We start from the raw sequence: 20,856 nt of genomic DNA on the forward strand, positions 1-20,856 counted from the left end.
AGCCCTGGAGCGAAAGGTTCGACGCCATGCCTCGACGTCCCCGCACGAGGGCGCTCGCAGCCCTGTCCCTCCTGGTCGCCGCCACGGCGGCGAGCGCGTGCGGCGGCGCGCCGGCCCCCGAGGCCGACCCGGCCGTCAGCGCCGTCACCGCCGACCCCGCGCTGCACGACCAGCTGCCCGAGCAGGTCCGGAGCAGCGGGAAGATCGTGTTCGCGATCCAGCAGCACCCGCCCTACACGGTGCTCACCGGTGACCAGGGCAGCGGGCCCAACGAGGACCTGCAGAACGCGATCGCGGCGAAGCTGGGCGTGGAGGCCGAGACCGCGGTCGTGGGCGGCGGACTCGGGCCCGTGCTGACCGGGCTGTCGGCGCACCGGTACGACGCCGCCATGGGGCCGGTCGAGGTCACCGAGGAGCGCGGCGCCCAGTACGACCTCGTCGGCTACCTCAAGGCGGGCCAGGGCTACGTCGTGGACAAGGCGAAGTACCCGGGATCGGACATCCTCGCGCTCTGCGGGCAGCCGATCAGCTTCATCCAGGGCGGCACGATCGACCGGTTCGTGGCCAACCTCGCCGAGTACTGCGCCGCCAACGGGCAGCAGCCGGTCACCCCGCTCCCGCTCGCGGACACCAGCAAGGCGATCCTCGCCGTGAAGTCCGGGCGCGCGGCCGCCGCCGGGATGGGATCGGCGGCGGCACAGCACGCGGTGACGCAGGACGACTCGATGAGCATGATCCCGCAGTCGGTCGAGGCGGGCGGCAACTACCACAACTCGGCGATCGTGCTGCCCAAGGACAGCGGCCTCGCGCCCCTCGTGGTGGAGGCGCTGAGAGACCTGATGGCCGACGGGACCTACCAGAGCATCATCACGAAGTACGGCCTCGGCGACGGCATGGTCGACGAGCCGACGCTCAACCCGCCCCCGGAGGCCGAGGCCTGAGGTCCGGGGTGCTCGCCGTGCGGGCACCCCGGACCCGCAGCTAGCCTGCGCCGACCACGACGACGTCGCCGTCCCACTCGAACGTGGTGGACAGGCCCGCCTCCTCGCCGATCTGCCGGATGTAGTCCACCACGGCGTCACCGGCGCCAGGGCCCAGCGGCTCGGGTCGCAGGTGATCATCGATGTAGCACGGGACGAATCCGGCGACGATGTTCCCGGTCGCGTCGAACCGACAATGCGCGATGGCGGTGTTGCGACTCTCCGGGTGCCAAGGATACGCGGGCATCGAAGGATCCAGATCGAAGCCGAAAAGCTGTTTGCGTCGTCGTGCCCATTCCTGCGTCGCCGCGCTCGCCCCGCTCGTCCGGTCGGCGAGCGTGCGCGACGCCGTCGCGAAATTGCCGAGACCGTGATAGATGGGTTTGCCGTGGTAGATCTCGATTCCCCGCATGATGTGCGCGTGGTGCCCGAGCACCACGTCCGCCCCCGCGTCGATCGCGGCCCGCGAGACCTGCGGCTCGTACATCGCGATGTGCGCCCGCCAGTGGCCGACGCCCTTGTGCAGGGCGACGACCAGAACGTCCACGTCCTCCCGCAGGGCGCGGATGTCGGACTGCATCCGATCCAGGCTGGGCGGCACGCACGCGCTGTACGCCGTCGGCGGCCCGCCGGGGCTCGGGTGGTCCAGCTCGTAGTGGGAGAGCACGTGCACGTAGGCGCAGCCGGCCTTCGTCGCGCTCGCCCAGGACTCCCGCGGCCCGACGGTGTTGTAGCTGAGCACGCCGACCCGCGCGCCGCTGCGCTCCACGACGGCCGGTCGGCGCGCGGCGTCGAGATCGGTGCCCGCGCCGCAGGTGGCGATCCCCAGCGCGCGCAGGCCCTCCACCGTGTCGACGACGCCGGGCTCGCCCGAGTCGTAGGTGTGGTTGCCCGCGAGCGTGGCCACCGTCAGCCCCATGTCGACGAAGGCCGACAGGTGCGCGACCGGCGCGGGCGGCGTCGGGATGTTCACGAGCTGCTCGACACCGCGGTCGGTGTGCGGGATCTCGACCTGCCCGACGACGACGTCGGCGGCGTGCAGGGTGTCGCGGCACAGCGCGAACAGCGCCGCCGGATCCGGTTCGCGGACGATGAGGTCGCCGACCCCCATGATCGTCAGATTCTCGGTTTTCGTCACGGCTCGACGCTAGACACGTTTCCCAGCACCCGTCAACAATTCTGTGAAACGTCCGAAATCTGCCGAGGAGTAGCGTGACACCACTCGAGCAACTCCGATTCCACTATGCCAATCGGGACGTTTCCGCGCGCGCGTGGCGCGATTCCGGCAGGTCGGTGGTCGGCTATTTCTGCGACGCGGTGCCGATCGAGCTGATCATGGCGGCCGGCTTCCTGCCCTACCGGGTCGGCGGCGTCCCGGACCGCGCCACCGACCTCGTGGCCGAGCACGTCGCGACCGTCCGCCCGCCCTTCACCCGGCGCGCGGCCACCGTCGGGTTCGTCGAGACGGCGGTCGACGCCCTGCTCGGCGGGGAACTCGACTTCGTCGACCACCTCGTCGTGCCGCACACGCGCAAGATGGTCCAGGCCGCGTACCGGCAGCTGCTGCTGGCGCAGGAGGCGGGCACCGAGCTGCGCCTGCCCTCCCTGCACTACCTCGACAAGGCCTACCTCCCCTCCCCCGCGGCCTCCCGGTTCAACCGGACCGCCCTCGACCGGCTCGCCGCCACGCTGGCCGAGTGGTCGGGTCGGCCGGTCACGAACGACGCGCTGGAGCACGCCGTGGACGTCGTGAACACCAGCAAGGATCTGCTGGCCCGGGTCGTCGCGCTGCGCCGGGCGGACCCGCCCCTGATCACGGGGCAGGACGCGTTGGCCGTGTTCGGCTCCGCGGCCGTGATGCCGCGGGAGACCCACAACGCCCTGCTCTCGGCGTTCCTGGACGCAGCGCCACCACCGGTGGCGCCCGCCCGCCCCGTGCGCATCCACCTCGGCGGCAGTCCGCACGACCACCCGGCGCTGTACCGGGCCATCGAGGCGTGTGGGGCGGTCGTCGTCGGCGACGACCACTGCTGGGGCGACCGCTGCGCCCGCTGGCCGGTGCCCGCGGATGGCACTCCGCTCGACGGGATCGCCGCCCGCTACGACGCGATGCCCGCGTGCTCGGTGGAGTTCCCGCTCGCCCGCACCGTCGACCGCTGCGTCGCGGCCGCGGTCGGCTCGCGGCCGGACGGCGTGATCTTCTTCGACCTCGAGGGCGACGAGGCGCAGCTGTGGGAGTCGCCCGACGAGATCGCCGCCCTGCGCGCGGTCGGCATTCCGACCCTGCACCTGCCCCGCCAGCCCTACACCGCCCACCCCGCGGAGCAGCTGACCGCGCGGATCGCGGAGTTCGTGGCCTCCCTGCGCACCGCGGAGATCCGGTGACGAGCGGGGCGGACCGGCTCCCCTCGGTCCTGCGGATCCGGGAGCACCAGCGCAGGTGGCTCGACGACGTCCGCTCCGAGGCGGCCCGGGGCCACCCGTTCCTGGTGTGCACGAGCGACGAGGCCGAGGAGATGGCGAACGCGCTCGGCATCCCGGTCCTCGTGATCAACTACTGGAACTTCGTGATCAGCGCGGGCGGTCGGGCCGCGGCGCTGACCGAGGCGCTGCACCGCCACGGCTACCCCGGGCCCCACTTCTTCGGTCTCGGGCTCGCCGCGAGCCTGCACCCCGAGCTCGCCCCGTGGGGCGGGCTGCCGACGCCGACGCTCGTCGTGGGCAGCACCCGCAACGAGTCCGAGCTGCGGGTCACCGAGCTGTGGGCCCGCGCGCTCGGCTGCGACTGCTACCCGCTCGACTTCAACTTCTCCTCGCCGGAGCGGCGGGTGCCACCGGACAACTGGTGGGAGCTCATCCGCGACCACGGCGAGGACCTCGTCGACCCGGACCGCCTCGCGCTGCGCCTCGACCAGAACCGCCACTTCCTCGCCGAGCTCGAGGCCCGCACCGGCCGCGCGCTCACCCCCGACGCACTCGCGGAGACGATGGACCTGGTCAACCGGCAGATGGACGTCATGACGCGCGCGGCCGACCTCATCGCCTCCGCCCCGCGGTCCCCGGTGTCCCTGCGCGACCAGATCGCCGCGTACCAGTCGACGTGGCACCGCGGCACCCCCACGGGGCTGGCCCTCGCGCAGGACTACCTCGCCGACGTCGAGGCGCGGGTGGCCGACGGCGTCGGCGCCTACCCGCGGGAGCGGCGACGGCTGCTGTTCTGGAGCATGACGGGCGAGCCGCGGTTCCACGCCCAGCTGCGGGAGGCGCACGACGCCGTGCTCGTCGGGAGCCCGTACGCGGCGATGCCCGCGACCTACGCGCGCACCGTGCACGGCGACCCGTTGCGCGCGCTCACGGCCCGGCAGCTGTTCCTGTTCGACATGCGGAGCACGAGCTGGATGATCGCCCAGGCCCGGCGCCACCGCGCGGACGGCGTCATCGCCGTGGAGCGCCCCTCCCCGCACCCGTCCCGGTTCGCGCGGGCCTGCGCGGCGGAGGGGATCCCGTTCCTCGCACTGCCAAACGAGCACGACGACCAGGACAACCAGCACGCGCTCGCCGACTTCGTCGCCGCACTGTGACCGTGATGTGAGTGATCGTGATTCGAGCCGCGGTGCCCCGTGTGGCACCCAGGAGGGACCAGCGATGCCAGGACTCCGACGCACCACCGCCCACCGGGCCGCCCGGGCCACAGCGCTCCTGCTGGTCCTGCTGGCCGGGACCGGCTGCTCGGCCGGAGCGCAGGCCGAGCCCGTCGAACCGACGGTCGACCCGGCACCGGCGGTCGAGGGCCACGCCGAGCTACCGGGGGTCCGGCTCTGGTACACCGACACCGGCGGCACCGGCACACCGGTCGTCCTCCTGCACCCCACGACCGGGACGAGCGAGACCTGGGCCCCGCAGGTCGACGCGTTCCGCGACGCCGGGTACCGCGTGATCACGCTCGACCGCCGCGGCTGGGGCCGCAGCACCGCGGACCGGCCCCCAGCCCGGTGATCCTTCCACCGACCTGCACGGCCTCGTCGAGCACCTCGAGCTCCCACCGTTCCACCTGGTGGCGATGGCGAGCGGCGGCTTCGCCGGCATCGACTACGCGGTGTCGCACCCGGACCGGGTGCGCAGCCTCGTGGCCGCCGCGACCACCGGCGGGTTCGAGGAGCCCGACATCCGCACGTTCCGCGAGCACGCCGCGATCCCGGCGATCGAGCGCCCGGCCCCCGCGGTCTACCGGGAGGTCTCGGCCGGGTACCGCGGGAGCAACCCGGAGGGCACGCAGCGGTGGATCGAGCGGGAGGAGGCCGCACGGCAGCCGGGGGCACCCGACCAGCGCCCCAGCTCCCCGAACACCTACGCCAAGCTCGGCGGGCTCACCGCACCGCTGCTCGTCGTCGCGGGCGGCGCCGACCTCATCTCACCGCCCGAGCTCATGCGCACCTGGGCCCGGCACGCACCGCCCCACGAGTTCGCGATCATCGCCGAGGCCGGCCACTCGCTGTCCTACGAACAGCCCGCCGAGTTCAACCGCATCGTCCTCGAGTTCCTCGGCGCGCATTGAGCACCCTGGGTTCCGACCGCTACCGGCGCGTCCCCGGCTCGACCTCGTCGTGGAGGAAGCGCGTCATCGCCTCGGTCACGCTGCCCTGGTCCCAACCCCGCGAGTCCACCTGGTGGACGTCGAGCCGCAGGAGTGGCACCCCCGCGTCGCGGAACACATCGTCGGCGAAGGGCCAGGCCTCGCCGAGTACGACCACCCCGTCGACGCCGGCCGCCTCGACCTCTTTCAAGAACCAGCCGGAGGGCCACGGCTCCATGCTCATGTACTGCGTGAAGGCGGCGTAGCGGGCCGACAGGGAGCGCAGCGGGTCGTCCGTCCAGTACCGGGGGTAGGCGTCCGCGGCGTACCCGAGGTACATCGACCACACGAACACGGCCCCGTGATCGCGCATGAAGGACTCGTAGAAGTCGACGTTGAACCACAGCCCCTGCCCCAGCCAGGCGAGCCGGATGCGCTCGTCCGCGCACGCCGCCTCACCGCGCTCGACCCGGGCGGCCACCTCGTCGTGGAACCCGCGTGCGGCGTCGCGCGCCCACACCGTGCCACGGTGCCACTGCGGCATCATCACGCTCGTGAACGTGTCGCTGATCGACACCGGGGCCGGACGGGTGCGGGCGATGAGATCGCGCGTGCGCCGGAAGTACTCCTCGGTCTCGTTGACCAGGGTCAGGACACGGAGGAACTCCGACTCGCGGAACGGGCGCCCCGTGGTCTGCTCCAGGAACCGGATCAGGCCCGTGGACTCCTCGACGTGCAGGTCGAGCAGCGCGGGCTCGATCAGCTCCTCCCACCGGCGCGGTCCCATCGCCCACCACTCGTCCGGGCCATCGCGCAGGATGGCCCGCTCGAACGGGAAGTACGCCGCGCCGCACTCGCGCGCCCACAGCTCGTAGATCTTGCCGTGGTTGTCGTCGCGCGGGTCCCCGATGATGACGCTCGGCCGCGGCAGGCCGCCCCACGGCGCGGACGCGGGATCGGTGTCGAACGCCGAGGCGAGGCCGAGCGAGAAGTACTGCTCCTGGTCGTCGGGCCAACCCCGCGCACGAAGGGCCTCCAGGTACTCCGGCGCCTTCCGCTTCGCCGAGATGAGCGACGACCACCACTGCACCGTGACGAACGGGATGTCCATCGTTCGCAGGATCTCCAGCGGCGCCTCCGCCGACACGACGGCGAAGGGTTCGCCCGCGGCGACCCGCCGCTGCGTGTCCCGGAACCACTCGCGGTGGTGGCGGTAGGCGCGCTCGGCCGACGGCAGGCCCACCCCACGGCGCCGTGCGCTCATCGCGCCCGCTCCGGGAGACCGGCCAGGAACCCGGAGATCGTGGTGCGCAGCCCGGGTCCGGGCGTTGCCTCGTACGGCTGGTCGTCGAGGAGCAGGAGCGGGATGTCCCCCAGCGCCCTGCACTGGTCCGGGACGTCCCACCTCGGCCCGGGGTCGCCGTGCCGGATCACGCAGATCACTCCTTCCGCGCCCGCGAGCCGGGCCTGCCGGGCGGTGTGTGCGGCCCGCACGGCCACCGTGGACTTGGCGCCGAGCGGTGCCCGGTGGTGGTACCGGTCCATGATCGCGACGAGCGGGTCGGGCGCCGCCTCGTCGACGTCCCCGTCGGCCACGGCGTCACCCCACTCGTGGTCCTCCCCGACCACGACCGCGCCGCAGCCCTCGATGAGGGTGTACCAGCCCGGGTGGTCGTGTCCGCTGCCGGTGAGGAAGATCCGGCGCCCGGGCCGCGGCGGCGCGTCCGGTAGGTCGTCGAGCAGCGCGTCGAGCAGCTGCCGGTAGCGCTCCTGGGGCAACGCCGTCTGCGCCCCGATGACGCGCAGGGCGTCCTCGCCGCCGATCCGCGACGCACGGCGGTGGGTGCGCAGCTCCCGCAGCCGCCGTCGGGTCGCGTTGACCAGCGCCGCCGCGCTCCGCAGCGCGGCGTCGTCCGGGTCGCCGAGCTCCCTGCGGAGCTGGCGGCCCCGTTCCCAGTTGTAGCGCCCGGTGCTGCGCCACGGCATGTGCAGCACGTCCACGAAGTAGGGGTGCGGCAACGCGGCCGTTCGCTCCGGTTGGAAGCGATGCAAGGCCCGGAGCGCGTAGTACAGCCGGGCCATGCCTTCGCGGTCGTGGGTGATCAGCAGCCGGTCGAGTGCTCCGTAGCGACCGTCGAGAAGGGACTGGAGCTGACTGCGGATCTCGGGGTCGGCACCGCGTCCCAGGTACCGGTCGCCGTCGGGTGTCGCCTGCCCGGGCAGCCCCGGCAGCCGGATCGGTGTCATCCCGGCCGCGAGGACAACCTCGACCGGGACGTCGAGGCCGATGCACCCGACCCGTGGCCGCGCCGGGTCCGGCCCGGCACCCGTGCGGGCGCCGTCGTACGCCTCGCGGAGCGCGCCCAACGCGGCCGGCATGCTCATGCCGGACGTTCCGACACGGCCGGCGTCGCGCGCTCGGCGGTGGCGATGTCCGCGGTGATCCAGCGGGACCCGTAGGCGAGCAGGGCGGAGCCGACGACGGTGAAGAGCGCGCACGACATCAGGGCGTAGCGCAGGCTGTCGGCGCCGAGGCTCTCGGCATAGGTGTCGCTGAGCGCCCCGACGTACAACGGCCCGAGCCCGATGGCCAGCAGTGAGGCGGTCAGCCCCTGGACGGACGAGGCCAGCGCGCGCATGCGGGGTCTCACCACGCTCTGGTTGACCGCGACGACCGGGCCGAACTTGAACGCGACCATGAAGGCGACCCCGCCCATGACGACCAGGGTGAGGACGACGGACTGCAGGAGCGTCGCGGCCAGGATCAGGGGGGAGGCGAGGAAGGTCGCGATCGCGGGCCACAGCAGCTTCCACCGGTCACCGTGCCGGTTGCTCCAGGTCAGGACGACGGCGCCGACCAGCGAGCCCGCGATCCCGAGCACGCCGGTCGAGATCCCGAAGGACGCCCCGACCTGGCCGCCGGTCAGGTCGTGGATCCGTCGGAGGTAGGTCGGCGCCCAGACGGTGAAACCCTGGATCCCGAACTGGGACACCACGTACCCGGCCGCGGTCAGGACGAAGGTGCGCTGCCGGAGCATGAAGGCCAGCGTCTCCCGCAGCGGCGGCGCGACATCGTCCGGGGAGGCCCGGTGCTCGTCCGCGGCGCCCTGCACGCGCTTGCCGGGCATCCGGGCCGTGTCCCGGAAGGTCAGGAAGAGGACGAGCCCGATCAGGAGACCGGCGATGCCGGCCGAGTAGAACGCGGTGCGCCACCCGAAGTCCGAATCGATCCACCCGACGACCGGATAGCACAGGAGCGCCGCGAGCGGCCCGCCCAGGAGCAGTACCGACATCGCACCGGCCCGGCTGTTCTTGGTCGTCGAGTCGGCCACCACGGAGTGGAGCACCGGGGAGGTCGCCTCCCCGATGCCGACCCCGATCCGGGCCAGAGCCAGGTGGATGGCGTTGTGCGCCATGCCGCACAGGACCGTCATCCCGCCCCACAGGGCGGCGGCGATCGTGAGGACCCGCCGCCGGTCGCTGCGGTCCGCCCACCGGGCCATCGGGAAACCCAGAACGGTGTGGAAGAAGGAGAACCCGAACCCCGCGATCAGCGCGAGCGTCGTGTCCGAGAGGTCCAGGTCCATCTTGATCGACTCGAGCAGCAGGCTCACGATGTTGCGATCGAGGTACATCATCATGTACAGCACCGTGAACAGCGCCACGATGTAGATCTGTCGCCGTCGACCGGGCACTTCGCGCGAAGTGTTCCCGACGAAATCGTGCATGAGAGATCCTCTCCCGCGAGGACGGCGCACCTGCGCGCCGGCTCGCCGCCGCGCCTATGCGGACAGTTGGGTCACGAACTTCGGGGTCAGGTAGGGCTCGATCGCGTCGGCGCCGCCCTCCGAGCCGTAGCCGGAGTCGCCGATCCCGCCGAAGGGCACCTCGGGCAGCCCCAGGCCGAGGTGGTTGATGGTGAGCATCCCGGTGTCGAGGGCCGTCGACAGCAGCGAAGCGGTCGCGGCCGAGCTCGTGAAGGCGAACGCCCCGAGGCCGACCGGCAGTCGGTTGGCCTCCTCGACGGCCGCCGGCAGCTCGGTGAAGCGGCTGACCAGCGCGACCGGCCCGAACGGTTCCTCGTTCATGATCCGCATGTCCGGGGCGACACCGGTCAGGATGGTGGGCTCGAAGAAGCTTCCCGGGCCCTCGATGCGGTGCCCGCCGATCTCGATGCGGGCGCCCCGCGCCACGGCCTCGGCGACCAGCTCCTCCAGCACCCGCACCCGGCGTTCGCCGATCAGCGGACCCATCTGGGTGTCCACGTCGAGCCCGTTGCCCACCCTCACCCGGCCCGCACCGCGCACGAAGTGGTCGAGGAACTCGTCCGCGATCTTCTCGTGCACGAGGAACCGCGTCGGGGAGATGCACGTCTGGCCGGCCGCGCGGAACTTGAAGGCCGAGAACAGCTCCGCGACGGCCACTGGATCCGCGTCGTCGCAGACGAGGACCGGGGCGTGCCCGCCGAGCTCCATCGTCGTGCGCTTCATGTGCTGCCCGGCCAGCGCCGCGAGCTGCTTGCCGACGGCCACCGACCCGGTGAAGCTGACCTTGCGGATCGTCGGGTGCGGGATGAGGTACTCGCTGATCTCGGCGGGCACGCCGTAGACGAGGTTGAGCACTCCGGCCGGGAGGCCCGCGTCGGACAGCGCCCGCACGAGCGCAGCCGGGGATGCCGGGGTCTCCTCCGGCCCCTTCACGATGATCGAGCACCCCGCCGCGAGCGCGGCCGCGATCTTGCGGATCGTCTGGTTGACCGGGAAGTTCCACGGCGTGAACGCGGCAACCGCGCCGACGGGTTCCTTGACGACCATCTGGAGCACCCGCGGTGCCCTGGCCGGGATCAACCTGCCGTAGGTGCGCTGAGCCTCCCCGGCGAACCAGTCCAGGACGTCGGCGGCCAGCAGCGTCTCGATGCGCGCCTCCACCAGCGACTTCCCCTGCTCGAGCGTGAGGAGCACGGCGATGTCGTCCGCGCGCTCGCGGATCAGGCCGCCTGCGCGGCGCAGGAGCGCGGCGCGGTCGAATGCCGAGACCTCGCGCCACACCCGGAACCCGCGGTCGGCGGCGGCCAGCGCGCGGTCGAGATCGGGCCGGCCCGCGCGGGCCACCGCACCGATCGTCTCGCCGGTCGCGGGGTTGGTCACCGGGAGGCTGTCGCCGGACTCGGCGTCCACCCACGTCCCGTCGACGAACAGCTGTACGTCGTCGTACGTCATGCTCCTCCGTTCAGTCGAGCCGGTCCGTGATGAACCGGGAGATCAGTCCGCGGACCTCGCTGTCGTCCGCGTCGCGTGGCACGGCCAGGTAGGGCATCCCCGCGTCCTCGACGATTCGGGCCTGTTCCGACGGCCGGGTGCCGCCGGCCTGCTCGACGACGACGACCGCGTCGCACCTCTGGCGGCGGGCCACGTCGAGGATCCGGTAGGGGCCCCAGTCGAAGAGGAACATGTGCCGCGCGGCGAGAGCCCTGAGGGGATCGGCCCTGTCGAACCGGCGCTCGTACAACTCGGGGATGCAGCTGTACGAGCAGGCGACCGTGACGGCGCCGTGCTCCTGCTCGATCGCCGCGTGCCACGGCGGGACCTGACCGCTGTAGTAGAGGCGGTGGCGCTCGAGCGGGTAGGCGGCGACACCGCTCTCGACCCGCTCCAGGATCTCGTCGCGGTACGCCCGGATCAGCTCGATCCCGCGTTCGGTGCCGCGGTGCCACATGGCCTGGTACATCGACATCTGGTCGCGGATGTGCACGGGGCAGCGCGCGGCAGCGCCGATCGCCGCCTGGGCCTCCACCCAGAGCGCCATCTGCTCGTTGATCCGGTTCAACACGGTGACGAGGGCATCCGTCGAGAACGTCCGCCCGGTGATCGCCTCGAGCTGCGCGATGACGTCGCGCTCCAGCTGGACCCGGTAGTCGAGCCGATCGGGGTCGACCAGTGACTCCCAGTCGTGCGCGGTGCTGCGCCACCACTCCCGCGGCAGCGGGCGGAAGGGCGAGGACGGGAAGCTGAAGTCCATCGCCACACACGGGCAGCCCATGGCCTCGGCCCAGAGCTCGCACACCCGCAGCTCCATCTCGTTGCGGGTGCTGCCGCAGACGATGCTCGGTTGCGGGAGGCCTCCCCAGGGCGCCAGTTCCGGCTCCATCGCGCTCGCGAGCGCCAGCCCGAAGAAGTGGGTGCCCGGGTAGCCGGCACGGTGCAGGACCGCGCCGAGGGCATCGCGCCCGCCCTTCGCGAGTACCAGGTAGTTCCAGTAGTTGACGGCGAGGGCGGGGATGCCCATCGCGGTGAAGATCTCCTCGAACTCGTCGCCGTTGCAGATGCCGAACGGCCCACCCGCCGCGACCTCCTCCCGCGTCCGGGCGACCCACTCGCGCTGGATCCGGCGCACGGCCTCCACCGTCCGCAGGCGCCTGCCGACCTGGGGCATCGTCATACGAGCTCACCCACCAGCTGTCGCACGGCCGCTGTCGTCCCGGCCGGGTCGGCCCGGCGGAACGGCTGCTCCGCGAGGTACACCGAGGGGACGGTGAGCGCGCGGCGCACCGAGGGGACCTCCCAGAGCGTCGCGTCGTCGTGTTCGTACACGTGGAAGAGCACGGCGTCGGCCCGCGCCCGGGCCACCCGCTCGCGGATGCCGGCCACGTGTGCGGCCAGTGGGAACACCAGGTCCGGTCCCGAGTGGACGTGCTCGGCCAGCGCGTCGAGCGGCGGGTCGCCGCGGCCGATGGCGCGTTCGAGCAGGTGCCCGCCCCAGCCGTGGTGCTCGCCGACGATCACGGCGCCCTCCCGTTCGATCAGCTCGTAGCGGTCGTCGCGGTCCAGCGGGCTGCCGATGACGAACAGGCGAGGACCGGTCAGCGGTGGCCGGTCGACGGCCGCGTCGAGGAACCGTTCGAGCAGCGGGTTGTAGCGACGGGCAGGCAGGAAGCGGGCTGCGCCGAGCGCCCGCAGCGCCTCGGCGCCCGACACCCGCGGGCGGCCCGCCTCCCGCAGGCCGGCCAGCCGCCGCACGAGCGCGGCGCGCCGATCGGCGTCGTCGATCGCCTCCCGCAGCCGGTCACGCGCCGCTGTCCCGCCTACCCGGTCGGCGAGCCGGTACACCTGGCGCCGGTTGAACCCACGGGCTCGATCCGTGTCCCCCAGGGCGCGGTCGAAGACCGTGAGCCTCGGCGGTGCCGGCAGCGCCGACAGCCGCTCGTGGACCTGCAGCACGTACTTGCGCGAGTTGGAGACGACCACCCGGTCGACGAAGTCGTAGTGCCCGGTGGCGAACAGGTGCACCCAGCTGTTCACCATCTCGAACCGGTCGGCCCGCACGTCACGCGGCCCGCGCGCCATCGTCGCCGGGTGGTCACCACCGGGATCGGACGAGATCCGGAACGGGAAGTGGCCGGCGGCCTCGATCAGCGGGACCGGCACGTCGTCGGCGAAGTAGCCCACGACCGTCCCACCGCCGGCGTGCCAACGACGTGCCGCGGCCTCGCGGTCGCGGTAGGCCTCGTCGAGGTTGGCGGGCACCTCCCGCTCAGCGGGGGTGGCGTTCGTCATCGCCGACCCAGCACCCGTGGAAAGCAGCGCGCGCCCGGAACGTCAGCTTCGCCACCGCCACCGGGCCGGCGGCGAGGTCCTGTGCATCGAGCACCACCAGGTCGCTGCGGCTCTCCGCGTAGCGGCTGACCACGAGCACCAGCCATCCGTCGCCCTCGGGTGCGTCGGGACCGCGGGGCACGAACTGGGGCTCCATCGGAGCCGAGCGCGGGCCGGCGTGCCAGCTGTCGACGAGCTCGCCGCGCTCCATGTCGAAGCGGCCGACCGTGTTGAACGCCTGTCCGCTGCGGCGCGTGGTGCGCTCGGCCGCGTGCGTCGGATCGGTGTAGAGCAGGAAGCCGTGGCGGTAGGGCTGCATCTGGAACCGGTCGTCGATGCGGGGGTACTCGCACTGGTTCGTGAAGATGCGGTCGGCGGTGAAGACGTCGGGTCCGGCGAGGTCGATCGACCACCGCGTGAGGTAGGGCCGCGCGCGCTCGGGGTCGTACGGCTTGCCGGTGACGTCGGTGAAGAACGGGAACGACTGGATCTCGCTGACGCAGCAGTCGATCGTGATCCGGTCGCCCTCGGTCCAGGCGTTCATGATGTGGTACATCCACTGCGCGTCGCCGCGGAACCACCGGATGTCCGACCCGTCGCCGTCGCGGCGCATCACCCCCATGTAGCTGGGAAGGCTCTCGTCCCAGCCGAAGATGGGCCCACCGGCCCGCATCCGCTCGTCGTCGGGCGTCGTCGGCATCACCGGGAAGATGACGTGCTCCCGGGTGACCGCGACGTCGTGGATCATGCTGGCGTACGGCGGGTCGATCCGGACCTCGCGAACGAACCCGCCGTCCGGGTCCACCACCCAGTAGGCGATCTCGCGGTCGATGCCGCCGTTCGCGTGGAAGCCGTGCATGAACAGCTCGCCGCTGACCGGGTCGATCTCGGGGTGCGCCGTGGCGGTGCGGCTCTTCAGCCACCCGCCGTAGTCCCACCTCCCGAGGGTCTCGAGGGTGTCGGGATCGATCTCCATCGGGAGGCTGTCCTCCTTGAGCGCGAACAGCCGCCCGGCGTGCCAGAAGGCCGACGTGTTCGCGGTGCCGCGTTCGAAGCCGGCCACCGACGGGTCGTCGAGGTACGGGTTGCGGTATCCGCCGAACAGCGAGCGCCTGGCCTTGCGCTCGGCGAGGAATCGCTCGGTACGGACGAAGCGGGTGCGGAAGTCGACGTGACCGTCCTGGATGCGGAACATGCTGATGACGCCGTCACCGTCGATGAACACGCCGTCGCCGCGCATGGGCGGGTACTGGTGTTCGGGCCCGCAGCGGTAGAACGTCCCGTTGATCTCTTGCGGGATCGTGCCCTCGACCTCGAGGTCGTAGACGTCGGCGTCGGCGCGCACCGGCCAGTCGAAGTCGCGGAATGTGGGCACGTCGGGAAACACGTGTGTCATGAAATAGAGCTCCGTTGCAGTCGTGACACAGGCACATCGGGCACGTCGGAAGAGCCTCCAACGGCGCTGCAAGATTCCAGAATCATACGTATGACTTAGGAAGGTGTCAACGACCACCCGCGCGCTCGTCCGACACCCACTGCTAACGTGGGTCACACGACGGACTCAGGTGAGCAGGAGGCCGTCGCGATCACCCGGCAGGCGGCGACGGGCAACCGTCGAGAGCCCGAGGAGAACGACATGACGCAGCGCTCCAGCACCGAGAACGCGATGCTCGACGCTGCGGAACACCTCTTCGCCGACAAGGGCTTCGACGGCACGCGGGTGCGCGCCATCGCCGACGCGTCGGATGCCAACCTCGGCGCGCTCCACTACTACTGGGGCAGCAAGGAAGCGCTCTTCCGCGCGGTCTGGAACCGCAGGATGGGCCCGCTGGTTCAGTCGCGGCGCACGCGCCTGACCGCGCTGCTCGAGTCGGACACCCGGCCCGACGTCGAGCAGATCATCGAGATCTGGGTCGAGGCGGGCCTCGGGCTGGGCGCGGGCGATGAGGAGCCCAGCGAGGCCTTCGGCCGGCTCTACGGGCGCGCGCTGACCGACCCGTCGCCCGCGGTTCGCCAGGTCGTGGGCGAACACTACGACGAAACCGGGAAGCTCCTGGTCGAAGCGCTGCGGCGCGCATGCCCCGAGCTGAGCGACAACGAACTGTACTGGCGCCTGCACGGCCTGTTGGGAACGATCCTGCACGTCCACGTCGGTCGCAGCCGACTTGCCCAGATCGCCGGCGACCTCGACGTCGAGACCAATCCGTCACGCGGCCGCGCGTACCTCGTCTCCATGCTTGCATCGGCTTTTCGCGCACCGCCGACCGATTGATTCCAGAATCCTTAGTCGTACGACTGACTTGACACTGGCGAAGAGCTCGCTTCTACTGGGCCGACCACGACGTCGTCGACGGCAGGAGAAGCACCGTGGCCCCTCCTTCGCACGGAACCACCGAGAACCCGGAGTCGACCGGCCCGCTCTCCGGCCTGGTGGTGATCGACATGGCGACCATGATGGCCGGGCCGCACAGCGCGATGCTGCTGGCCGATTTCGGAGCCACGGTGATCAAGGTCGAGAGCCCGCAGGGAGACCCCTCGCGGTCCTCGCCCAACCGGGTCCGGGGCACCTCGGTGTACTGGCGGCTGCTGGGCCGCAACAAGTACGCCCTGACGCTCAACCTCAAGCACCCCGAGGGCAGGGCGTTGCTGCTGCGGCTCGCCGAGTCGGCGGACGTGCTGATCGAGAACATGCGCCCGGGAAAGCTCGAGGCGCTCGACCTCTCCCCCAGCGTGCTCCGGGCGACGAACCCCGGGCTGGTGCTCCTGCGGGTCACCGGCTGGGGCCAGACCGGGCCGTACTCGGACCGGGCCACGTTCGGCACGCAGGCCGAGGCGATGAGCGGGTTCACCTACGCCAACGGCCAACCCGACGGCCCTCCGACGCTGCCCCCGCAGACCATCGCCGACGGCTCTGCCGGCTATTTGGGCGCCTTCGCCGTCATGGCCGCCCTCTGGCACCGCGAACAGCATCCCCAGCGGCTCGGCCAGGTGATCGACCTGTCCCTGTTCGAGGCGCTGTTCTGCATGTTCGGCCCGGGCGTGTCCGCGTACGACCAGCTCGGTGTGGTCCCGCAGCGGCGGGGCAGCCGCGCAGCGGTCGCCGCCCCACGCAACATCTACCGCTGCCGCGACGAGCGCTGGGTCGCCATCTCGTGCGCAGCGGAGCGGATCGCCGAGCGGTTGTTCGCCGTGATCGGGCAGGCCGAGCTCTACCGGGACCCGAAGTTCCACACGGTCGAGGCTCGCGCGGCGAACGTCGACGAGCTCGACGAGCTCATCCAGGAGTGGATGAGCACGCGCGACGCCGACGACGTCGTCGCGCTCATGACCGCCGCCGGCGCCACCGCTGCGCCCGTCTACACGATCCCGGACATCCTCGAGGACCCGCACTTCCGGGCCCGTGGGCTCGTCGAGAGCGTCCCGACCCCCGACATCGGCCCACTGCGGATGCAGGGCGTCTTCCCGCGCATGAGCCGGACCCCCGGCGGGATCCGCTGGTCCGGGCGTGAGCTCGGCGCCGACAACGAGCACTGGCTCGTCGAGCGCCTCGGGCTCTCCGCGGCCGAGGTCGAGCGACTCCGGGCCGAGCAGGCGATCTGAACCGGTTCGCTGCCCCCGCGTGCCGATCGACAACCCGAACCACCCCTACGGAGACGCCCGTGCCTGATCACCCCGGCCCGCTCGACGGAATCTCGGTCGTCGACTTCACCCAGGTCTTCGCCGGGCCGTTCTGCACCCACCAACTCACCCTGCTCGGTGCCGACGTGGTCAAGGTCGAGCCGGTCGGGGTCGGCGACATCCTGCGCAAGTACGCGCACGGCGGCGACCAGATGGGCGGGCTGAGCGGGTCGTTCATCTCGGTGAACGCCGGGAAGAGGTCGATCGCGCTGGACCTCAAGCAGCCGCGAGGTGTCGAGGTCGCCGAGCGGCTCGTCGCCCGGGCCGACGTCCTGGTCGAGAACTTCAGATCCGGGGTGATGGACCGGCTCGGGTTCTCGGCGCAGAGGTGCCGGGAGCTCAACCCGCGACTCGTCCGCGCGTCGCTGTCCGGCTTCGGCCCCGACGGTCCGATGGCCCACTACCCCGCCTACGACCACAACCTGCAGGCCACCTCGGGGATGATGGCGCTGAACGGTGAGGAAGGCGACCCGTACCTCAAGGTGGGCTTCCCGGTGGTCGACTCGTTCTCCGGATACACGGCCGCCTTCGCGGTGCTGGCCGCGTTGCGCCAGCGCGACCGCACCGGCGAGGGCCAGGAGGTCGACGTCGCGATGCTCGACGCCTCGCTGGTCCTGATGACCTCGATGGTCGTGCCCTACCTGAACGCCGGGGCGGAGCCGCCGCGCTCGGGCAACCGCGGGTACAGCGGCAGCCCCACCGCCGACGTCTTCCGGGTGGCGGACGGCGCGCTCGCAATCGGCGCCAACTGGCCGCGCCAGTACGAGGCGCTGTGCACGGCCCTCGACCGGCCGGACCTCGTCGACGACCCGCGCTTCCGCACGAAGGAGGACCGCATCGCCCACGCGGGAGCGCTGCGCGAACAGCTGGAACACGCCCTCGGCGAGCACGACACCGAGCACTGGGAGGGCGTGCTCAACGCGGCGGGGGTGCCGGCCAGCAAGGTCCGGTCGGTGCAGGAGGCCTGCGGGCTCGACCAGCTCGCCGAGCGCGGCCTCTTCCAGGACGTCCCGGTCTCGACGGCCGATCCCACGCCGGTCCGGGTGCTCAACAACGGCTTCCGGGGCGCCTGGAACGGGGTCACGGCTCCGGCACCCCTGCTCGGGGAGCACACCGACACGGTCCTCGGCGACCTCGGCTACAGCACCGGCGACATCACCCGCCTCCGCGACACCCGAGCGGTCGGCTGAGAGCTGAGCGCCGGGTTGGCCGTGGGCCATCGGTGCTCGACCTCGGCGCCGACCCGGCCCTGCGATGGCGCTCAGAGGGCGCTCCGCACCCGCAGCGCCGCGATCGCAGCGATCACCGACCACACCGCGCCGGCTACGAACAGCGCCGTGTAGTTCCGGGTGCCACCCCCGATGGCCAGGAAGAGCGGCGCGATGGCCGGGGCGAGGGTGTGGGTGAGGGCGCCGGCGACGTTGACCAGGCCCATGTCCCTGGCCGCGTCGAGCTCCTTGTCGGGCAGCACATCGGTGATCAGCGCCAGGTCGACCGCGACGTAGGTGCCCTGGCCGAACCCGAGCACGACCATCGCCACCAGGTAGAACGGCACGGTGGTGACGAAGGCCAGCACCAGTAGGCCGACCGAGAAGACGGCGGCCGCGACGGCGACGAAGATCCGCCGGCGCCCCCACCGGTCCGACAGGCGCCCGGTCACGAACGCGCTGACCGCGATCGTCGCGGTCTGGGCCAGCACACCGAAGAACACCATCTGCGCGGCCGCGGCCTCGTCCAGGCCCAATCGGGCGCGCAGGAAGAACAGCTGGTAGCCCAGCACCAGGGAGATGGACATCCACAGGGCGAAGCGGCTCAGCAGGGCCCAGGAGAAGTCGGGGAACCGCCGCGGGCTCAGCCGGTAGCTGCGCAGCAGCTCACCCAGGTCCACCGGCGGCCGGTCGGCCGGGGCGAGCCTGCGGTCGGGCAGCAGGCTGGCCAGCACGGCCGTCCCCGCCACCATCAGGAGGGCGGGCACCAGGAACATCGCGACGTTGCTCGACGACAGCGCCGTGGCCAGCGCGATGCCGACCACGGTCGCCACCGCCTGGGCGAACCCGAGCAGGCCGGACACCGACCCGCGCTGGTGCACCGGGACGTGGTCGGCCAGCAGCGCGATGAGCACCGCCAGGTTGGCCGCGAAGCCGAGCTGGGCGACGACCCAGCCCGCGGTCATCACCGCGACGCTCGGCGCCACGGCCACCACCAGCAGCCCGACCAGCGCCACCAGCACGCCGCCGACCAGCCATGGCCTGCGCATGCCCCACCGGCTCGTCGTGCGGTCGGAGAGCCGGCCGAACACCGGGTTCGCCACGATCGACGCGAGCGCGCCGACCCCGAGCACCAGCGACAGCGCGATCTCCGGTGCGGACGCGGTCAGCTGCGCGACCTTGAGTTGCAGGGTGAGGATGGCCGGCGCCAGGGTGGCCGCCAGCGCCCCGAAGTAGGCGAAGGCGTAGCCGAGGAGGAATCGGGGCCCGACGCGCGGCGCACCGGTCGGCGGGACCTCGGTTCGGGGCGTGGCCGGGCGTTCGGCGCCGGTAGCGGACATGGTGCTCCTGACGGACGAGTCGACGTTGGCCGTCCTGCCATTCCTGCCGACGAACTATGCCCAGCGATCTTTTCCCGCGGAAATCGGTTGTCCGGATAGGGGCATAGCGGTCATCGATCGCCGGAGCCATCGGTCGTCGTGATCACGGCATCACCGTTTCCGATTTCCGGACCCCCGCGGCGGCTGCGAGGGTGGACGGGTTCCCAGCGCAGGGAGGACACGCATGGCCGCAGCACCCGCGTCGCCGACCGTGGACGTGCACGCGCACCTGCTGATCCCGGCGGTCGAGCGGGCGGTGGCCGAGCACCCCGACCTCGCCGCCCACCAGGAGGCCGAGCGGCGGCGCACCGGCGCCGGGGCCGATCCGGCGGCGGCCCGCGCGTTCCTGGCCCCGATCTTCGGCAAGCTCACCGACGTGCTTGTGCGGCTGCGGGCGATGGACGACACCGGTGTCGACGTCCAGGTGGTCAGCCCGTCCCCCAACCACTACCACCCGTGGGCGGACCCCGCGACCGCGACGACGGTGTTCCGGACCGCGCACGCCGCGATCGCCGAGCACTGCGCCGCGGCGCCGCAGCGGCTGGTCGGGCTCGGCATGGCCCCGTTACAGCACCCGCACCTGGCCGTCGAGGCGCTGCGGGACGCGCTGGACGCCGGCCTGCGCGGGGTGGAGATCTCCAGCTGCGCGGGGGCCGTCGAGCTGTCCGACCCCGGCCTGGAGGACTTCTGGGCGCTGGCCGCGGACCGCGGCGCCGTCGTGTTCCTGCACCCCTTCGGATGCAGCCTCGACCAGCGCCTCGGCGACTGGTACCTGGCCAACATCGTCGGCCAACCCGTCGAGCACGCCGTCGCGCTCTCGCACGTGATCTTCTCCGGGGTGCTCGACCGCCACCCCGGGCTCCGCCTGCTGGCCGCGCACGGCGGCGGGTACCTGCCCACCCACCTGGGCCGGGCCGACCGCGGCTGGCGGGTCCGCCCGGAGAGCCGCACCTGCGCCGAGCCGCCGAGCAGCTACGCGTCCAAGCTCTGGTACGACACGGTCGTGCACAGCCCCGCCGTGCTGCGCCACCTGGTCGAGGTGGTCGGGCCCGACCGGGTGCTGCTGGGCTCGGACTTCCCGTTCGACATGGGCAGCGACGACCCGGTCGCGGAGCTCGCGGCCGCCGGCTTCGACGAGGACACCGCCATCGCGATCCGCGGCGGGACCGCCGTGGACCTGTTCGGGCTCGCCGCGGTCGCCGCGCGACCCCGTTCCTGATCACCCCCCTCGGAGGAGACATGCGTTTCGCGGCCTGGACAGAGGACGGCGGTGCCACCCGGGTCGGTCTGCTCGACGGCGGGACGCTGCACGCGCTCCCGACCGGCACCGACCTGGTCGACCTGCTCGCCGACGCCCCGACCTCGCTGCAGACCGCCACCGAACACGCCCGCGCCGGCGGCGAGACCGTGGCCCTGACCGACACCGCGCTCACCGCACCCCTGCGA

Annotated in this window: 19 protein-coding genes; 10 read left to right on the top strand and 9 right to left on the bottom strand. The window is 72.1% G+C overall.

The window, feature by feature from the left end:
- Positions 1-26 precede the first annotated feature (26 nt).
- The gene (locus ACU436_RS41065; RefSeq protein ID WP_459032581.1) at positions 27-941 is read left to right on the top strand and encodes a transporter substrate-binding domain-containing protein; all 915 of its coding nucleotides are present in this window, start codon (positions 27-29) and stop codon (positions 939-941) included.
- A 40-nt stretch (positions 942-981) separates the two neighbouring features.
- On the opposite strand, the gene ACU436_RS41070 is transcribed toward ACU436_RS41065, so the two are convergent.
- Positions 982-2,118 carry a CapA family protein gene (locus tag ACU436_RS41070; RefSeq protein ID WP_459032582.1) on the bottom strand — a complete coding sequence of 379 codons (1,137 nt, stop codon included), beginning with the start codon at positions 2,116-2,118 and terminating at the stop codon, positions 982-984.
- A 74-nt stretch (positions 2,119-2,192) separates the two neighbouring features.
- On the opposite strand from ACU436_RS41070, the gene ACU436_RS41075 reads away from it, so the two are divergent.
- From ACU436_RS41075 to ACU436_RS41090, 4 genes are all read left to right on the top strand, one after another.
- Entirely contained in the window at positions 2,193-3,365 is a 1,173-nt protein-coding gene (locus tag ACU436_RS41075; RefSeq protein ID WP_459032583.1) for a 2-hydroxyacyl-CoA dehydratase subunit D, read from the top strand.
- Positions 3,362-4,561 (top strand): 2-hydroxyacyl-CoA dehydratase, encoded by a 1,200-nt coding sequence (locus ACU436_RS41080; RefSeq protein WP_459032584.1) that lies wholly within the window; start codon positions 3,362-3,364, stop codon positions 4,559-4,561. Before ACU436_RS41075 ends, ACU436_RS41080 begins: the two co-directional genes overlap by 4 nt.
- A 64-nt stretch (positions 4,562-4,625) precedes the next feature.
- The gene (locus ACU436_RS41085) at positions 4,626-4,976 is read left to right on the top strand and encodes an alpha/beta fold hydrolase (protein WP_459032585.1); all 351 of its coding nucleotides are present in this window, start codon (positions 4,626-4,628) and stop codon (positions 4,974-4,976) included.
- A gap of 13 nt (positions 4,977-4,989) precedes the next feature.
- The gene (locus tag ACU436_RS41090; protein ID WP_459032602.1) at positions 4,990-5,535 is read left to right on the top strand and encodes an alpha/beta fold hydrolase; all 546 of its coding nucleotides are present in this window, start codon (positions 4,990-4,992) and stop codon (positions 5,533-5,535) included.
- Positions 5,536-5,554: 19 nt separating this feature from the next.
- Here the strand turns inward: ACU436_RS41090 and ACU436_RS41095 are convergent, their stop codons facing one another.
- Genes ACU436_RS41095 through ACU436_RS41125 form a run of 7 tightly spaced genes read right to left on the bottom strand, consistent with a single transcriptional unit; the run spans position 5,555 to position 14,541 of the window.
- Positions 5,555-6,817, bottom strand: a complete 1,263-nt coding sequence (locus ACU436_RS41095; RefSeq protein ID WP_459032586.1) for a 2-hydroxyacyl-CoA dehydratase — start codon at positions 6,815-6,817, stop codon at positions 5,555-5,557.
- Complete coding sequence (locus tag ACU436_RS41100; RefSeq protein WP_459032587.1) at positions 6,814-7,938, bottom strand: 2-hydroxyacyl-CoA dehydratase; 1,125 nt, start codon at positions 7,936-7,938, stop codon at positions 6,814-6,816. Before ACU436_RS41100 ends, ACU436_RS41095 begins: the two co-directional genes overlap by 4 nt.
- Positions 7,935-9,281, bottom strand: a complete 1,347-nt coding sequence (locus ACU436_RS41105; RefSeq protein ID WP_459032588.1) for a spinster family MFS transporter — start codon at positions 9,279-9,281, stop codon at positions 7,935-7,937. Before ACU436_RS41105 ends, ACU436_RS41100 begins: the two co-directional genes overlap by 4 nt.
- A gap of 54 nt (positions 9,282-9,335) precedes the next feature.
- A complete protein-coding gene (locus ACU436_RS41110; protein ID WP_459032589.1) occupies positions 9,336-10,772 on the bottom strand; it encodes an NAD-dependent succinate-semialdehyde dehydrogenase in 1,437 nt (478 codons plus the stop codon).
- A 10-nt stretch (positions 10,773-10,782) separates the two neighbouring features.
- Entirely contained in the window at positions 10,783-11,991 is a 1,209-nt protein-coding gene (locus tag ACU436_RS41115; protein ID WP_459032590.1) for a 2-hydroxyacyl-CoA dehydratase, read from the bottom strand.
- On the bottom strand, positions 11,988-13,106 hold the full coding sequence (locus ACU436_RS41120) for a 2-hydroxyacyl-CoA dehydratase (RefSeq protein WP_459032591.1): 1,119 nt from the start codon (positions 13,104-13,106) through the stop codon (positions 11,988-11,990). Before ACU436_RS41120 ends, ACU436_RS41115 begins: the two co-directional genes overlap by 4 nt.
- On the bottom strand, positions 13,084-14,541 hold the full coding sequence (locus ACU436_RS41125) for a carotenoid oxygenase family protein (RefSeq protein ID WP_459032592.1): 1,458 nt from the start codon (positions 14,539-14,541) through the stop codon (positions 13,084-13,086). Before ACU436_RS41125 ends, ACU436_RS41120 begins: the two co-directional genes overlap by 23 nt.
- Positions 14,542-14,781: 240 nt before the next feature.
- Between ACU436_RS41125 and ACU436_RS41130 the strand changes: the two genes are divergently transcribed.
- From ACU436_RS41130 to ACU436_RS41140, 3 genes are all read left to right on the top strand, one after another.
- Positions 14,782-15,417, top strand: coding sequence for a TetR/AcrR family transcriptional regulator (locus ACU436_RS41130; RefSeq protein ID WP_459032593.1), 636 nt, complete (start codon positions 14,782-14,784; stop codon positions 15,415-15,417).
- A 95-nt stretch (positions 15,418-15,512) separates the two neighbouring features.
- Positions 15,513-16,745 (top strand): CaiB/BaiF CoA transferase family protein, encoded by a 1,233-nt coding sequence (locus tag ACU436_RS41135; protein ID WP_459032594.1) that lies wholly within the window; start codon positions 15,513-15,515, stop codon positions 16,743-16,745.
- 59 nt (positions 16,746-16,804) lie between these two features.
- Positions 16,805-18,013 carry a CaiB/BaiF CoA transferase family protein gene (locus ACU436_RS41140; protein WP_459032595.1) on the top strand — a complete coding sequence of 403 codons (1,209 nt, stop codon included), beginning with the start codon at positions 16,805-16,807 and terminating at the stop codon, positions 18,011-18,013.
- Positions 18,014-18,084: 71 nt separating this feature from the next.
- Here ACU436_RS41140 and ACU436_RS41145 read toward each other — a convergent pair whose 3' ends face one another.
- A complete protein-coding gene (locus ACU436_RS41145) occupies positions 18,085-19,371 on the bottom strand; it encodes an MFS transporter (RefSeq protein ID WP_459032596.1) in 1,287 nt (428 codons plus the stop codon).
- Positions 19,372-19,594: 223 nt separating this feature from the next.
- Here ACU436_RS41145 and ACU436_RS41150 point away from each other — a divergent pair, with 223 nt between their 5' ends.
- Both ACU436_RS41150 and ACU436_RS41155 read left to right on the top strand, forming a co-directional pair.
- Positions 19,595-20,629 (top strand): amidohydrolase family protein, encoded by a 1,035-nt coding sequence (locus ACU436_RS41150; RefSeq protein WP_459032597.1) that lies wholly within the window; start codon positions 19,595-19,597, stop codon positions 20,627-20,629.
- Positions 20,630-20,649: 20 nt separating this feature from the next.
- Positions 20,650-20,856: hypothetical protein (locus ACU436_RS41155; protein ID WP_459032598.1), on the top strand; the 207-nt coding region annotated here is incomplete at its 3' end.

The organism is Pseudonocardia wallangbongensis, assembly GCF_054486945.1.

Coding starts and splice junctions, on each gene's coding strand:
- ACU436_RS41065 (WP_459032581.1), top strand. CDS start 27: ATGCCTCGACGTCCCCGCACGAGGGCGCTCGCAGCCCTGTCCCTCCTG.
- ACU436_RS41085 (WP_459032585.1), top strand. CDS start 4,626: ATGCCAGGACTCCGACGCACCACCGCCCACCGGGCCGCCCGGGCCACA.
- ACU436_RS41095 (WP_459032586.1), bottom strand. CDS start 6,817: ATGAGCGCACGGCGCCGTGGGGTGGGCCTGCCGTCGGCCGAGCGCGCC.
- ACU436_RS41100 (WP_459032587.1), bottom strand. CDS start 7,938: ATGAGCATGCCGGCCGCGTTGGGCGCGCTCCGCGAGGCGTACGACGGC.
- ACU436_RS41105 (WP_459032588.1), bottom strand. CDS start 9,281: ATGCACGATTTCGTCGGGAACACTTCGCGCGAAGTGCCCGGTCGACGG.
- ACU436_RS41110 (WP_459032589.1), bottom strand. CDS start 10,772: ATGACGTACGACGACGTACAGCTGTTCGTCGACGGGACGTGGGTGGAC.
- ACU436_RS41115 (WP_459032590.1), bottom strand. CDS start 11,991: ATGACGATGCCCCAGGTCGGCAGGCGCCTGCGGACGGTGGAGGCCGTG.
- ACU436_RS41120 (WP_459032591.1), bottom strand. CDS start 13,106: ATGACGAACGCCACCCCCGCTGAGCGGGAGGTGCCCGCCAACCTCGAC.
- ACU436_RS41125 (WP_459032592.1), bottom strand. CDS start 14,541: ATGACACACGTGTTTCCCGACGTGCCCACATTCCGCGACTTCGACTGG.
- ACU436_RS41130 (WP_459032593.1), top strand. CDS start 14,782: ATGACGCAGCGCTCCAGCACCGAGAACGCGATGCTCGACGCTGCGGAA.
- ACU436_RS41145 (WP_459032596.1), bottom strand. CDS start 19,371: ATGTCCGCTACCGGCGCCGAACGCCCGGCCACGCCCCGAACCGAGGTC.
- ACU436_RS41150 (WP_459032597.1), top strand. CDS start 19,595: ATGGCCGCAGCACCCGCGTCGCCGACCGTGGACGTGCACGCGCACCTG.